Source organism: Pelomonas lactea (assembly GCF_043555885.1).
Classification (GTDB): Bacteria; Pseudomonadota; Gammaproteobacteria; order Burkholderiales; family Burkholderiaceae_C; genus Pelomonas; species Pelomonas lactea.
The window spans coordinates 302,247-316,289 of sequence record NZ_JBIGHX010000007.1 but is presented as its reverse complement, the minus strand read 5'-3'; the positions used below and the strand labels follow the sequence as shown (position 1 = coordinate 316,289).

The following is a 14,043-nucleotide window of genomic DNA, read 5'->3' as shown; positions in this document are numbered from 1 at the left end:
AACAAGGTCAATCCATGGAAAAAACAGAACTCGACCGCGCCAGCCTGCAGATCCTGGAGGCGCTGCAGGCCGACGCGCGGCTGTCCACGCAGGCGCTGGCCGAGCGGGTGGGCCTGTCGGCCACGCCGGTATGGCGGCGCGTCAAGGAGCTGGAGGACCGCGGTGTCATACGCGGCCAGGTGGCGCTGGTGGACCGCGAGAAGGTGGGGCTGTCCATCCTCGTGCTGGCCCAGGTCAGTCTGGTGCGGCACAGCGAGGGCGCGGTGGAGCAGTTCGAGCAGCTCGTCGGCACGCGGCGCGAGATCATCGAATGCCATGCGATCACGGGCGATTCGGACTACGTCATCAAGGTCGTCGCCGCCGACATGAAGGTCTATGACCTGTTCCTGCAGCAGCACATCTTCAAGCTGCCGGGCGTGGCCAGCGTGCGCAGCAACGTGGTGCTGCGCGAGGTCAAGTACGAGACGGCGCTGCCGGTGGGGCAGGGCGCATAAAGTAGCCCGTCCACCACGCCACCGAGGCCCATGGATTCCTTCTTCGCCCAGCTCTCCGATTCCGTCCACGGCGCCCGCACGCTGGAGGAGCTGACCCGCCCGCTGCTGCAGATGCTGGAGGCCGTCACCGGCCTGGAGTCCACCTACCTGACCACCGTGGACCTGGCCGAGGGGATGCAGCACATCGTGTATTCGCGCAACTCGCAGGACCTGCAGATCCCGGAGGGACTGTCCGTGCCCTGGGGCGACACGCTGTGCAAGCGCGCACTGGACGAGGGCCGCCCTTATACCGACAACGTCGGTGAGGTCTGGGCCGACTCCGAGGCCGCGCGGCTGCTGGGCATCCAGACCTACGTCAGCACGCCGGTGCGCACCGACGACGGCGCGCTGTACGGCACGCTGTGCGCGGCCAGCTCGCGGCGTCGGCCACTGTCTCCGCAGGCCGGCCATGTGCTCAAGCTGTTCGCCGGCCTCATTGAGCAGCATGTGGCGCGCGAGCGCCTGGTGGAGCAGCTGCAGCGGGCCAATGCCGAGCTGCAGGCGCAGGCGCTGACCGATGCGCTGACCGGCCTGATGAACCGCCGCGCGCTGGCGCTGGAGCTGTCGCGGCTGACGTCGCTGGCGCAGCGCACCGGCAGCTGGCTGCTGGCCGGCGCCATCGACCTGGACGGCTTCAAGCAGATCAACGACAGCCATGGGCACGACGCCGGCGACGAGTTCCTGCGCGGCATCGCGCGCAAGCTGCAGGCCGCGCTGCGCGCCGGCGATGTGCTGGCGCGCATGGGCGGCGACGAGTTCGTCGTCGTGGGCCTGGGCCCCAAGCTCGCGGAGGATGGTGCCGGCGCGGCGCAGCTGATGCGCCAGCGGCTGGCATCGGCCACCGTGGGCCAGTACGCCGCGGGTGCGCACGTGGTCGACTACGCGGGGGCCAGCGTGGGCGTGGCCTGCCTGGACCCGCAGCGCGCCGGCGCCGAGGAGGTGCTGCGCCAGTCCGACGCGGCGATGTATCGCGACAAGCTGGCGCGTCGTCGGGCGGCGGCGCCCTGAAGCCCCGCGCGGAGCATACCGCTCAGGCGTCGGCGGCGCGCAGTACCAGTTCGAAGCGGGCGCCGCGCCCGGCGCCATCGCTGTGCACCTGCAGCCGTCCGCCCATGGCGCGCATCAGCTCGCGCGTCAGCGACAGCCCCAGGCCCGTGCCAGGGATGGCACCGCCGTCGCGGCCCAGGCGGTTGTAAGGCTCGAACAACTGGGCCATCTGGCTGTCGCTGAAGCCGTCGCCCCGGTCCTGCACGGCCAGCACGACATGGTCGCCACGCCGCTCGGTCTCGATGTCGATGCGACCGCCGCCGTGGCCGTACTTCAGCGCGTTGGACAGCAGGTTGTCCAGGCATTGGCGCAGCCGGCGCTCGTCGGCGCACACGCTCATCGCGCCGGTGGGCTGGTGCCATGACAGCTGCAGCCCCGCGAGCGCCGCCTGGGCCTGCGCCGCAGCGCGGGCGTGGCACAGGAAGCTGCCCAGCTCGATGCGGCGGGTCTGGATGCTGAACTGCCCCGATTCCATGCGCGCGATGTCTCCCACGTCGGCAAGCAGGTGCTGGAGCCGCTCGACGGCCTCGAGGATGTGTGCCAGCCGCTGTGCCTGGCCGGCCGGCAGCGGCGACGCCTGCATCAGCTGCGCGAAGCCACGGATCGCATTGACGGGGTTGCCGATCTCATGGGCGATGTAGGACAGCATGTCCGCCCTGGGCGGACAGGAGGTGGCGGCGTCGCCGTCAGCGTCGGCCGGCATGTGCGGCGAGGCCCCAGGCGGCGGGCTGTGCGTGTCGGCGTGCATCGGGTCTCCCTGGGTTGGTCGTCGTCGTCGTTCTTCTGTTGCAGGTCAGCGGCCGCCGTGGCGGGCCAGCGCATCGGCCAGGCGGCCGGCCAGCTCCAGCACGTCCGTCGGCTTGGTCCAGTAGTCGTCGAAGCCCGCGGCCATGGCGCGGTCGATCTGCGCGGGCGTCGCGTCGGCCGACAGCGCGATGCACAGCGTCCGGGCCAGCGTCGCGTCGGCGCGCAGCGCGTGCACGACGTCCAGGCCGCTGATGCCGGGCAGGTTGATGTCGGCCAGCACCACCTCGGGCCTCTCGCTGCGTGCAAGGGCCAGCCCGCCGAGGCCGTCGGCCGCGTGCAGCACCCGCCACTCGGGGCGGTCGCGCAGTGCCTCCTGCACCAGCAGCGTGTTCAGCGGCTCGTCCTCGATGTACAGCAGCGTGAGGGCGCCGCCCGCCGGGCCGTGCGGCGCGCTGCCCCGCCGGTGCTCCGCGCGGTCCAGGTCGAGCAGACCGTCGACGAGTTCGTGCAGCCGGCGGGCCGATCCCTGCACCCACTCCAGGCGTTCGCGCTGACGGGCGCTGAGCGGCTCGTCATCCATCAGCAGCAGTTGGCTGAAGCCCAGCACGGCGTTCAGCGGCGTGCGCAGCTCATGGCTGGCGCGCGACAGGAAGGCGCTCTTCTCGGCGCTGGCGCGCTCGGCGGCCAGCTTGTCGCGGCGCAGTGTCTCGATCTCGACGTGCTCGTCCACGTCGGCGATGAAGCCGTGCCACAGCAGCGTGCCGTCCGCGAGCCGCGACGGGCTGGCGTGCGCCGAGCGCCAGCCGGGCGCCGCGCTGTCGGGCAGGCAGACGCGGAACAGGTGCTGCCAGGGCTGGTGGGCGGCAGCGGCAGCGCTCATGCAGCGCAGCAGGCCCTGCAGGTCGTCGGGGTGGCAGCGTGCCAGATAGGCGTGCAGGCTCGGCGGCTGCAATGGCGGCAGAGCGCCCAGCACCTGGTCGGCCTGGCCGCTGATGAAGCTGAGGGAACCTTTCTGGCCGGGCGGTTTGCGGTACTGGAACAGCATGCCCGGCGTCTCGCGGCTGAGGCTGAGCAGCAGCTCGGCGCGGTCCTGCAGGTCGGCCCGGCTGGCGAGCAGCTCCACGTGCTCGCGGCGGTGGCTGAACCAGGCGTTCACGGCGGCGGCCAGGTCGGTCAGCAGCGTGGCCTGCACGGCGTCCAGCCGGCGCGGCACGGTGTCGGCCACGCCCAGCGCGCCCAGCGTCACGCCGTCGAGCTGCAGGGGCAGGCCGGCGTAGGCGCGCAGCCGCAGATGCTCGGGGTTTGCGCCGGTGACCCAGGGGCTGTCCGCGAAGCGCGGGTCGGCCAGGGCGTCGGGCACTTCGAAGAGGCCCTCGGCCTGCAGCGCGTGGCTGCTGAATGCGGTGTCGCGGTCGCCGTCGGCCAGCTCCGTGCCGTAGCGGGCCTTGAACCACACGCGCTGCGCACCCACCAGGCTGACCAGCGCGATCGGAAAGCCCAGCAGATGCGCGGCGCAGCGCACCAGGCCGTCCAGCACGGCATCGGGCTCGGCGCTGGCGGGCGGGCCGCTCAGCCCCAGGTCGGCCAGGCATTGCAGTCGCTGGGCCTCGTGGGCGGCGGGGAGTTCGGCGGCATTCATGAGGGTGCAATCTAGGCACCCTGCCCACCAGCCGATGCCGGGAGTTCTTGATCGCCGCCGTCAGGTCGCCCGCAGGCCGTGCAATAGCACCGGACGAGGGGCGGTCGGCTCAGCTGTCGTCGCTGATGAGGCCGTGCCGCAGCGCGAGCTTCACGAGCGCGGTCACGTCCGGCGCTCCCAGCTTGGCCATCAGCCGGCTGCGGTAGCTGTCCACCGTCTTGGGCGACAGGTGCAGCGCGGTGGCGATCTCGTTGCTGGAGTGGCCGTTGACGACCAGCGTGACGACCTGACGCTCGCGCACCGACAGGCTGGCGAACGGGTCCTGGCCGTCGCCCTGGGCCAGCGCGTGCGCGGCCAGCTCGGCCACGCCCTGGCCCAGGTGGCGGCGGCCGGCGCGCAGCGCGGCGATGGCCTGCAGCAGCTCCTCCGACGGCGAGCCCTTGAGTACATAGCCGCAGGCGCCCAGCCTGAGCGCCATGCCCACGTGGCGCGGCTGGGCCGACATCGTCAGCACCAGTGGCCGCACGGGCAGCTGGCGGCGCTGCAGCTCCTCCAGCAGCTCCATGCCGGAGCGCTCGCCCAGCGACAGGTCCACCAGCACGATGTCGGGCGTCAGCTGCTGCAGCTCGGCCAGCGCCACGGTGAGGTCGCCGCTGTCGCCCACCACCTCGTGCCCGGCCTGGCCCAGCAGCGCGCGCAGGCCCTGGCGTACCATCGCGTGGTCGTCGACGAGGTAGATGCGGGCGTGTGTCATGCCAGCACGGTGGCGCCGCGGGCCCTCACACGCTCAGAGCGTGCCGTAGCTGTGCAGGCCCGACAGGAACATGTTGACGCCCAGGAACGCGAACGTCGTGACCAGCAGGCCCACCAGCGACCACCAGGCCGACGCCATGCCGCGCAGGCCCTTCATCAGCCGCATGTGCAGCCAGGCCGCGTAGTTCAGCCAGACGATGAGCGCCCAGGTTTCCTTCGGGTCCCAGCTCCAGTAGCCGCCCCAGGCCTCGGCGGCCCAGAAGGCGCCCAGGATGGTGGCGATGGTGAAGAACGCAAAGCCCAGCGCGATGGCCTTGTACATCAGGTCGTCGAGCTGGGGCAGGTCGGGCAGCCGGGCGCTCAGGGGCCGGCGCAGCGCGACGCACAGGCCCAGGAACACCATGACGCCAAGGATCTTGCCGGCCCAGCCGACCAGGCCGGTGGCCGTCTCGGGCGTGATGTCACCGAACAGCCGCACCGCGGCGATCAGCGCCACGATGAGGCCCGGCACGCCCACCAGCCCCACCAGCAGCGCGCGCGTGGAGGCCGTCTTCAGCAGGTAGGCCAGCGCCACCATGGCCGCCAGCGCGAACGCGCCGTAGCCGACGAAGTTGGCCGGCACGTGGATCTTCATCCACCAGCTCTGCAGCGCCGGCACCAGCGGCTGGATCTCCTGCGCCTCGCGTGCCACCGTGTACCAGAGCAGGAAGCCGACGGCGCCGGTCACCACCAGCATCACGTAGGCGCCCAGGGACCGCGTCGCGAAGCGCTGCTCGTAGTACAGGTGGAACAGCGTCGTCATCCAGCAGAACAGCACGAACACCTCGTAGAGGTTGCTGACCGGGATGTGGCCGATGTCGGGGCCGATCTGGTGGCTCTCGTACCAGCGCACCAGCGTGCCCACGAGCGCCATGAACACGCCGCCCCAGGCCAGCTTGGAGCCGACGACCTCGGCCACGCTGTTGCGCCCGGCGCCGGTGAAGAAGCCGCCCCAGTAGAACAGCATGCTCATCGTGAACAGCAGGCTCATCCACAGGATGGCGCTCTGGCTGGACAGCATGTACTTCAGCAGGAAGACCTTGTCCGCGGCGGCCAGGTCGGCGCCGAAGGCGTCGGTCTGGCGCGCGTACAGCGCGATGGCCAGCAGCGCCGCGGCGCCGGTGGCGACGCACAGCAGCCGCAGCGGTTTCCAGAACCAGCCCAGCGCGATCAACGACGGCAGCGCGCAGGCCAGGATGCCCTGCTCGTAGACGTCCATGCTGGCGTGGTAGCGGCTGAACGCGTAGCCGCCGCCCAGCAGCACGAGGGCGGCGAAGACCCAGTCCAGCGCGTCGCGGCGCTGCAGCGCATGGCGGCGCGGCAGGTCGAAGGTGGTGGTGTTCATGTCTTGTCTTTCAGCACGGCTGCTTTCAGCTGCGCAAACAGCGTGGCGTTGTCGGGTGACTCGCGGGTGCTGGACATGGCCATGCGCACCTGCGAGCTGGCGGTGTCGGCGCTGGGCGCGATCCACACCCACAGCCGGCGCTCCTTGATGTAGAGCATCGCGAAGACGCCGACGATGAGCAAGAGGGCGCCCAGGTAAACGAGCTTCTGCCCCGGCGCGCGGGCGACCTGGAACACGCTGGCCTGCACCTGCTCGAACTCCTGCAGCTGCAACAGCACCGGCGCGGGGTAGTACAGGCTGTCGGACAGCGACAGCACGGCCTGCGTCATGAAGGCCTGCGTGGCGTCGTCGATGGGCGAGGGCTTGAGGCCGTCGCGCTCGCGGGCGAGCTGGTGCAGCTCGAACAGGCTGCCGTTGAGGATGCGCAGCAGCACTTCGGACACGCGCGGGCGCTCGGCCTCGGGCACGTCGCGCTCGATGAACTGCGACAGCGCCGGCAGCCCCCCCTTGACCTCGTCACCGGGTTGCGCCGCGGCGCCGGAGAACAGTGTCAGCGCGCGCTGGGCCGTCAGCTGCAGCTGCGACTGCATCTGCGGCTGGGCCGACGGCGTGGCGGACGCGGCATAGGCGCGCGCGGCGGCATCGCGCAGCTTTGGATCGGCCAGCGCGTGGCGCAGCCGCAGCCAGCCGTCCAGGCTGTCGCGCTCGTCGGCGGGCATGCGCAGGTAGCGGAAGCTCTCGGCCGGCGACTCTCGCATGCCGGCCAGGAACACGCGCCGCCCGTCCAGCGCGACCGGCAGCATGTAGTTGTTGAACTCGCGCGCCTGGCCGGCCGCGTCGCGCAGCTTGTAGCTGAAGCTCGGGCCCACGTTGTGCAGCGACTTCGCCTTGTCGCCCTTGGCGCCGCTGCCCAGGTGCTTGCTCAGGCTCTCGCCGAGGTCGACCTTGCGCACGTCGGCGCCGCTGGCGTTGGCCTCGCCGGCCAGGTTCTCCACGTTGATGACGCGCAACCCGTCCAGCTCCAGCGTCTGCTCGCCCAGCGCCAGCTTGGTGCCGACGCGGCCGTCCAGGTTCGTCGTCGGCCCGCCGGACAGCGGCAGCAGCTTCAGCTTCAGCTGGCTGCCGCCGTCCTCGAAGCTGCTCTGGTAGATGGCCAGGCCGTTGTGGATGACGGGCTCGTTGACCTTCACCGTCGCCTCCCGCCGCGTGCCGCCGTCGTGGATGACGATGTCGCTGGCAAAGCTCTTGGGCATGCCGGTGGGGTAGTAGTCGACGCTGAACTTCTTCAGCTCGATGTCGAACGGCAGGTCCTGCAGCACGACGCCGCTGGGCAGGTTCAGCACGGCGATGCCTTGGCGCTGGCGCTCGGGCACCGACACGTTGCCGCGGAAGCTCGGGTTGGCGGCGGACAGGCGGTGCTCCGGCTTGATCTCGGAGATGAATCCGGAGCCGGTGTAGAGCTGCTTGCCCTGCACCCACATGGCCAGCTTGACCATCGCGTTGCCGTCCAGCACGCCGCCGATGAGGATGAGCACGATGGCCGAGTGCGCCGCCAGGTAGCCGATCTTGTTGGCCGCACCGCGCCGCGCGGCGATCATGATGCCGTGCTCGCGCCGCTGCACGCGGGCCTTCCAGCCCAGCGCCGTCAGCGTGCTGCCGATCTCGGCCATCGCCATCTCGGGGTTGCTGGGCAGCTCGGCGATGGCCTTGTGGTGGTGGGCCTGCAGCGACTGCTCGCGCACGCCCTCCTTGTAGCTCTTCAGGTCGGCCAGGATCTTGGGCGTGTTGCGGGCGATGCACAGGCTGGTCGAGACGACCAGGAAGGCCAGGATCACCAGGAACCACGGCGCGCTGTAGACCGTGTACAGCCCCAGCGCTCCGAACACCTCGGCCCAGAACGGGCCGAACTGATTGATGTAGTTGCCCAGCGGCTCGCTCTGGCGCAGCACGGTGCCGATGACCGAGGCGATGCAGATCACGCTGAGCAGCGCGATCGCAAAGCGCATGGACGCGAGCAGGTCCAGCAGTTCGCGGGCCGGCGAGGGGCGGGGGGCGGTGGCGGAGGACATCGGGCGGAGTTTCGGCCAACAAAAAAGGCCGGTGCGTGACACCGGCCTTCGTTCAGCGAGGCTGCTTGCGCTGGATCAACGCAGTCCCGCGACGTAGTCGGAGACGGCCTTGATTTCCTTGTCGTTCATCTTCGCGGCCACGCCGGCCATGACCGGGTTGTTGGCGCGCGTGCCGCTGCGGAAGGCCACCATCTGCGCCTCCACATAGTCGCCGTGCTGGCCGGCCAGGCGCGGGTACTGCGCGGGGATGCCGGCGCCCGTCGGGCCGTGGCAGGCCGCGCAGGCGGGAATGCTGCGGTCGGCGATGCCGCCACGCCAGATCTTCTCGCCCAGCGCGACGGTGTCCTTGTTCTTCGCGAAGCCGGGCTTGGCGGTCTTGGACGCGTAGAACGCGGCGACGTTGCGCATGTCTTCATCCGACAGCGGCGCGGCCATGCCGCTCATGACGGCGTTCTTGCGCTTGCCGCTCTTGAACTCGGCCAGCTGCTTGGCCAGGTACTCGGGGTGCTGGCCGGCCAGGATGGGGTTGGCCGGGCTGCCACGCGAGCCGTCGGCCGTGTGGCAGGCCGCGCAGACCTGGGAGGACAGGGCGCCACCCTTGGCGAGATCGGGCTTGGCCGGCGCAGCGGCCGGCTCGTTCGCGGAGGCCGTGGCGGCCAGCAGCAGACTCGACAGGAAAATGGCGACAGTCTTCATGGATTTGTTGGATTCCAAAGGGCGCAACCTTCAAATTTTACAATGCCGAATCACAGCGCCCGACCCGCCCATGACCAACGAAATCCCTGATGCCGACACCTCGGTCCCCGCTGACGCCACCGCGTCGGCCCCCGTCACCGAGAAGCTCGCGCTGGCCTGGACGCATACCGCGCGCTTCCTGACCACCGCCAGCCAGTTGGTGCACCTGCCTGCCACCGAGCTGCCGGAGATCGCCTTTGTCGGCCGTTCCAACGCCGGCAAGTCCACGGCCATCAACACGCTGGCGCAGCAGAAGCGGCTCGCGTTTGCATCCAAGACGCCCGGCCGCACGCAGCACATCAACCTGTTCGAGCTGGGCCCCAAGGACGCCGCCGACGCGCTGCTGGCCGACCTGCCCGGCTACGGCTACGCGGCCGTCAACAAGTCCGCCAAGCAGCGCTGGCAGAAGGTGATGGCCGACTACCTGGCCATTCGCCGCAGCCTGTCCGGCGTCGTGCTGATGGTGGACTCGCGCCTGGGCCTGACCGACCTGGACAAGCAGCTGCTGGAGTTCGTTGCTGCCCGCGTGGCCACCGGCGAGATCCGGCTGCTGGTGCTGCTGACCAAGTCCGACAAGCTCAACCGCAAGGAGGCCGACGCCATCCTGCGCGACACGACCGACTACCTGGCCGGCCTGTCGACCGAGCATTCCGATGTGGCGGTGACGCTGTTCTCGGCGCTGAAGAAGAGCGGCGTCGGCGACGTGGCGCTGGCGCTGCGGGAGTGGGTGCAGTCGCACCGCAGCTCCGGCGAGGTGCCGGACGCAGTGCTTGCCGCGGCCCCGCCGGTCGAGCCGCAGGACTGAGGCTCAGCCGCCATCCAGGTCGCTCATCAGCGTGTCGACGGCACGCTGCACGACGCTGTCGTCCTCCAGCGCCGTGATGAGGCCGTTGGCCAGCAGGGCCTCCAGCGCGCCGCGGGTCAGCGGCAGGCGCTCGTCCGCCTCGCGGCCCACGAACAGCATGAACTGGCGACCTTCGCTGATCCACGCGACCTGCGCGGTGTGCCAGTCGCCCTGGATGAACAGGTGGAACCAGCGGCCGATCTGCAGCCCGTCTATCCAGCGCTGCAGCGCGGCGCGGGCGTCCGGCGAGTCGTGTTCGTTGTAGAGCTGCACCGGCACTGTCGGCAGCTCGCCGCGGTCGACGTCGGCGCTGAGCCAGTGCGACGGCACCTGCGAGTCGCGCTCCTCCATGAGTCGGCGCACGATCTCGTCGGCCGACACCGGCGCCGCGTTGCCCATCGCGTCGGGCCGCGGCGGCGCGGCGGGGCGGCGCGCGCCGGCTTCCAGCGCCGGCAGGCCGCGCAGCAGCCGCGCGTGCTGGCCCATCAGTTCGGTCAGTGGGGGCTCGCGCCGGGCTTCGGGCAGCTGGATGCTGTCGCAGCCGGCCACCAGCCGCTCGATGAGCACCGGCAGCCGCATGCGCAGCGCCTCTCGGTCGGCCATGTCGCGCGGCGTCGTCAGGCTGTCGATGACGGCGTCCACCAGTTCCATCGCGGCCAGCGCCTCCTGCGAGTCGCGGCCGTGGCGCACCATGGCGTTGACGATGACGTCCACCCAGGCCGTCTGCAGGAATCGGTGCACGCGCGGGCCCAGCGGGGCGTCGGCGATCTGGTGGTCGATCTGCTCGCGGATCAGGTCGCGCCATTCGCTGCGCAGCTGTTCGCGCTCCAGCGCGGCCAGCGCGACGGCGTTGCGCTGGCTGCTCTGGCGGGCCTGCTGGTCGATGTGGGCATCGACGCGCACCAGCACCTGCTGGAACAGGCCGGCGGTGGGCGTCGGTGCGTCCACCAGCAACTGGGCCTCGGCCTCCATGAAGCGCAGGAAGTCGACGAAGCGCGGGTCGTCGGCACGGCCGAAGGCCATGCCGTGCGCGGCGACGCGGTTCAGCAGCGCCCACGTGGGGTGGTCCTGGCGGCGCAGCAGCATGGAGTCGGCGCGCGCCAGCCGCACGACCGCGATCTGCAGCCGCGCCAGCAACGCCTTCAGCGGCGGCAGCAGGCGCGGGTCGGCCAGGATCTGGTCGTACAGCCGGCTCAGCATGTCGGGGCCGGTCGAGCGCACGAACGGCGCGGGGGCTGCGGGGTCGCGGGGTGGGGCCGCGCCCAGGCCTTGCGGGCCTGAGTTGACGGCGTCGACGCGGCGCGACAGGCCGTCCAGCGTGCCGTGCGACGGCGCGCGTGCGCCGATGCCGCGCGCGGCGGCCAGGCGCTGGTGGGCCAGGGGATCGGTCTGCGCGTGGCCGTGCGAGGCCACCATGTCGCCGATGTCGGCGGCGTGCAGCGTGGCGCAGGCGGCCACGTACTGGCGGTTCAGCGCCCTCGCCAGCGGCTGCGCCGCAGCACGCATCAGCTCGTACCGGGCCTGTGCGGCGAGCGGGCTGGCGGCCAGCGCGTGGTGCAGCGCGTGGGCGTAGAGGGCGGGGCGCAGCGGGTTGTCGCGCTCGCGGGCGCGGGCGATGCCGCGCAGCGCGGCGTAGAAGTTGCCGATCTGGTGCAGCTCGGCACGGCTCATTTCCTCGGCGGTGTGCGTCACGTGGGCGATGGCCACGTCCTGCAGCGCCTGGTGCTCATCCACCAGGCTCAGGCCTTCCAGGCCCGCGGCATGCAAGGGGCGGTACAGCGGGTCCTCGCCGCGGCGGCCGGCCTGCAGCAGCTCGATGAGCCGGCCCTCGAAGTCGGCCGCAAAACCCGCCCTGACCTTGCGCCAGCCCTCGCGCAGCGGGAAGTGCTGGGGTTGTGCGTCCAGTTCGTCCTGCACCAGATTCAGCAGCTCGCGGGCGAGCGGACCGGCCTCCAGAAGGGCGTGGTCGATCAGTTCGTGAGGATGCAGGTGAGGGGACATGGACGACTGGAAGCGGCGCGATGCGATTATCTGGCGCCGTCTTGGTGCGCCCCGCGGAGTTGCGGCTCACTACCACCCCTTAACCACATGGCCGACGCCGCACTTCAGCAGCTTTTCACGCTTTTCCGGAATGGCTGCCATGCCGAGATGGCGCAGCAGGCCCGCGCGCTGATTGACACGCGGCCCGATGACGGCCAGTTGTGGAAAGCGTTGTCAGTGGCGCAGCAGATGCTGGGGCAGGATGCGCTGCCGGCGCTGCGTCGCGCGATGCAGCTGCTGCCGCAGGATGCCGAGCTGGCCGCCAACCTCGGCGCGCTGCTGGCCGCCCGTGGGCAGTGGGACGAGGCCTGCGCGGCGTATGAGCAGGCGCTGCGGCTGCAGCCTGGCCTGGCCGGCGCGCACAACAACCTGGGCAATGCGCTGCTGGCGCTGCAGCAACCGGCGCGCGCGCTGGCCGCGTTCGACACCGCGCTGCGCGTGCAGCCCCGGCTGGTCGCGGCGCTGGGCAATCGCGCCCGTGCGCTGCTGGCGCTGGGGCGGCACGGCGACGCGGCCGATGCGTTCGGCGCCGCCGTGTCCGCGCAGCCGGCCGACGCCGCGCTGCGCGAGCATGCCGCCACGGCGCTGGCCGCCGCCGGGCGCGAGGAGGAGGCGCTGGCGCAACTGCGCGAGGCCTTGCGGCTGGCGCCGCAGCGGGTGCCGACGTGGTTTCTGCTCGGCCAGTGGCTGCTGCAGCGTGGGGATGAGGACGGTGCAGCCGAGGCCTGGGCGCGGGTGTTGGCGATCGATGCCGGCCATGCGGAGGCGGCCTGCAACCTGGCGCTGCTTCGGCCCGGGCGCGGCGAAGCGGTGCTGGGCGCCGCGCTGGCGGCGGGGCTGTCCGGCGAGCGGCGTGCTGGCGTGCTGATCAATCTGGGCAGCCTGTTGCTGTCGCAGGACCGCCATGCCGACGCGGTGGCCGCCTGCCGCGACGCGCTGGCCGCGTCGCCGGCATCGCCACACGCGCTGCACAACCTGGCCCAGGCGCTGAAGCGGCAGGGGCGGCTGGACGAGGCGGACGGGGCGCTGACCCGGCTCATCGCGCAGCAGCCCGGCCTGGTGACGGCGCACAGCGACCGGCTGCTGCTGCGTGCGTACCGCGGCGGCGCGCCGGCCGCGCTGCGGGCCGAGGCGGCGAAGGTGGGGCGTCTCATCGCCGCGCCGGCCGTGGTGCGGCCGCCGCGGGCTGCGGGGCCGCTGCGCGTGGGGCTGGTGTCCGCCGACCTGCGCCAGCATCCGGTGGGGCGGCTGGCCCGGGCCTGGCTGCCGGCGCTGGCGGCGCGCTGCGAGCTGTTCGTCTACGCCGGCGCCTCGGACGCGCTGCTGACGCCCGCGCTGCGCGCCAGCGTGCCGCGCTGGCTGGACGTGGCAGGCCTGGACGATGCGGCGCTGGCGGCGCGCATTGCCGCGGACGGCATCGACGTGCTGGTGGACCTGCATGGCCATACCGGCGGCCACCGGCTGGGCGTGTTCGCGCGCCGGCCCGCGCCGCGGCAGTTCAGCTGGCTGGGCTATGCGGGCAGCACCGGGCTGGCGCAGATGGACGGCGTCGTTGGTGACCGCTGGCTGCTGCCGGACGACGCCGAAGCCGGCTTCGTCGAGCCCTTGCTGCGGCTGCCGCACAGCTTCACGGTCTACGCACCGCCGGCACAGGCGCCGGCCGTGGTGGCGCTGGGCGACGCGCCGCGCTTCGGCAGCTTCAACGCGCTGCACAAGCTGGGTGACGATGTGCTGGCGCTGTGGGCGCGCGTGCTGGCGGCCGTGCCCGGCAGCCGGCTGCTGCTGAAGGCGCCGGGCCTGCAGCACGACGCCGAGCGCGCCGCGCTGCTCGCACGCTGGCCCGGCGACGTGGCGCGGCTGGACCTGGAAGGCCCGGGCCCGCTGGCCGACTACCTGGCCGCCTTCGCCCGTGTGGACATCGCGCTGGACCCGTGGCCCCACAGCGGCGGCATGACGACGCTGGACGGCCTGTGGATGGGCGTGCCGGCGCTGACGCTGCCGGGCGCGGCGCCCATCTCCCGCCAGGGGCTGAGCTTTGCGCAGACGCTGGGGCTGGCGGACGGCTGGGTGGCGCGCGATACCGACGACTTCGTGCGGCTGGCCGCGCTGCGCGTGCAGGATCGCATGGCGCTCGCCACGCTGCGAGCCGGCCTGCGCGGGCGCATGGCAGCCAGCCCGCTGTGCGACGCCGGCCGCTTTGCCGAGGCCTGGCTGGCGCTGCTGACGGCATGATGCGCGCCATCCTCACTCCG

The 14,043-nt window shown here is 71.8% G+C and carries 11 protein-coding genes; 4 read left to right on the top strand and 7 right to left on the bottom strand.

Features of this window, described 5'->3' with window-relative positions; all coding sequences use genetic code 11:
- Positions 1 to 14 precede the first annotated feature (14 nt).
- Both ACG04Q_RS19630 and ACG04Q_RS19625 read left to right on the top strand, forming a co-directional pair.
- Positions 15 to 494: an Lrp/AsnC family transcriptional regulator gene (locus ACG04Q_RS19630; protein ID WP_394512978.1), complete on the top strand. Its 480-nt coding sequence runs from the start codon at positions 15 to 17 to the stop codon at positions 492 to 494.
- Positions 495 to 524: 30 nt separating this feature from the next.
- Complete coding sequence (locus ACG04Q_RS19625; protein WP_394512977.1) at positions 525 to 1,541, top strand: sensor domain-containing diguanylate cyclase; 1,017 nt, start codon at positions 525 to 527, stop codon at positions 1,539 to 1,541.
- 22 nt (positions 1,542 to 1,563) lie between these two features.
- Here ACG04Q_RS19625 and ACG04Q_RS19620 read toward each other — a convergent pair whose 3' ends face one another.
- From ACG04Q_RS19620 to ACG04Q_RS19595, 6 genes are all read right to left on the bottom strand, one after another.
- Positions 1,564 to 2,328, bottom strand: coding sequence for a sensor histidine kinase (locus tag ACG04Q_RS19620; RefSeq protein WP_394512976.1), 765 nt, complete (start codon positions 2,326 to 2,328; stop codon positions 1,564 to 1,566).
- Between the two features lie 45 nt (positions 2,329 to 2,373).
- Positions 2,374 to 3,966, bottom strand: a complete 1,593-nt coding sequence (locus ACG04Q_RS19615; RefSeq protein WP_394512975.1) for a hybrid sensor histidine kinase/response regulator — start codon at positions 3,964 to 3,966, stop codon at positions 2,374 to 2,376.
- 109 nt (positions 3,967 to 4,075) lie between these two features.
- Positions 4,076 to 4,720 (bottom strand): response regulator, encoded by a 645-nt coding sequence (locus ACG04Q_RS19610; RefSeq protein WP_394512974.1) that lies wholly within the window; start codon positions 4,718 to 4,720, stop codon positions 4,076 to 4,078.
- Between the two features lie 33 nt (positions 4,721 to 4,753).
- Positions 4,754 to 6,103 carry a c-type cytochrome biogenesis protein CcsB gene (gene ccsB, locus ACG04Q_RS19605; RefSeq protein ID WP_394512973.1) on the bottom strand — a complete coding sequence of 450 codons (1,350 nt, stop codon included), beginning with the start codon at positions 6,101 to 6,103 and terminating at the stop codon, positions 4,754 to 4,756.
- Positions 6,100 to 8,172, bottom strand: coding sequence for a cytochrome c biogenesis protein ResB (locus ACG04Q_RS19600; RefSeq protein ID WP_394512972.1), 2,073 nt, complete (start codon positions 8,170 to 8,172; stop codon positions 6,100 to 6,102). Before ACG04Q_RS19600 ends, ccsB begins: the two co-directional genes overlap by 4 nt.
- Before the next feature lie 75 nt (positions 8,173 to 8,247).
- Entirely contained in the window at positions 8,248 to 8,868 is a 621-nt protein-coding gene (locus ACG04Q_RS19595; RefSeq protein ID WP_394512970.1) for a c-type cytochrome, read from the bottom strand.
- 70 nt (positions 8,869 to 8,938) lie between these two features.
- Between ACG04Q_RS19595 and yihA the strand changes: the two genes are divergently transcribed.
- Positions 8,939 to 9,712 carry a ribosome biogenesis GTP-binding protein YihA/YsxC gene (yihA, locus tag ACG04Q_RS19590; protein ID WP_394512968.1) on the top strand — a complete coding sequence of 258 codons (774 nt, stop codon included), beginning with the start codon at positions 8,939 to 8,941 and terminating at the stop codon, positions 9,710 to 9,712.
- A gap of 3 nt (positions 9,713 to 9,715) precedes the next feature.
- Here yihA and ACG04Q_RS19585 read toward each other — a convergent pair whose 3' ends face one another.
- On the bottom strand, positions 9,716 to 11,752 hold the full coding sequence (locus ACG04Q_RS19585; protein WP_394512967.1) for a DUF1631 family protein: 2,037 nt from the start codon (positions 11,750 to 11,752) through the stop codon (positions 9,716 to 9,718).
- 87 nt (positions 11,753 to 11,839) lie between these two features.
- On the opposite strand from ACG04Q_RS19585, the gene ACG04Q_RS19580 reads away from it, so the two are divergent.
- Positions 11,840 to 14,023: a tetratricopeptide repeat protein gene (locus tag ACG04Q_RS19580; protein WP_394512966.1), complete on the top strand. Its 2,184-nt coding sequence runs from the start codon at positions 11,840 to 11,842 to the stop codon at positions 14,021 to 14,023.
- The last annotated feature ends 20 nt before the right edge of the window (positions 14,024 to 14,043 follow it).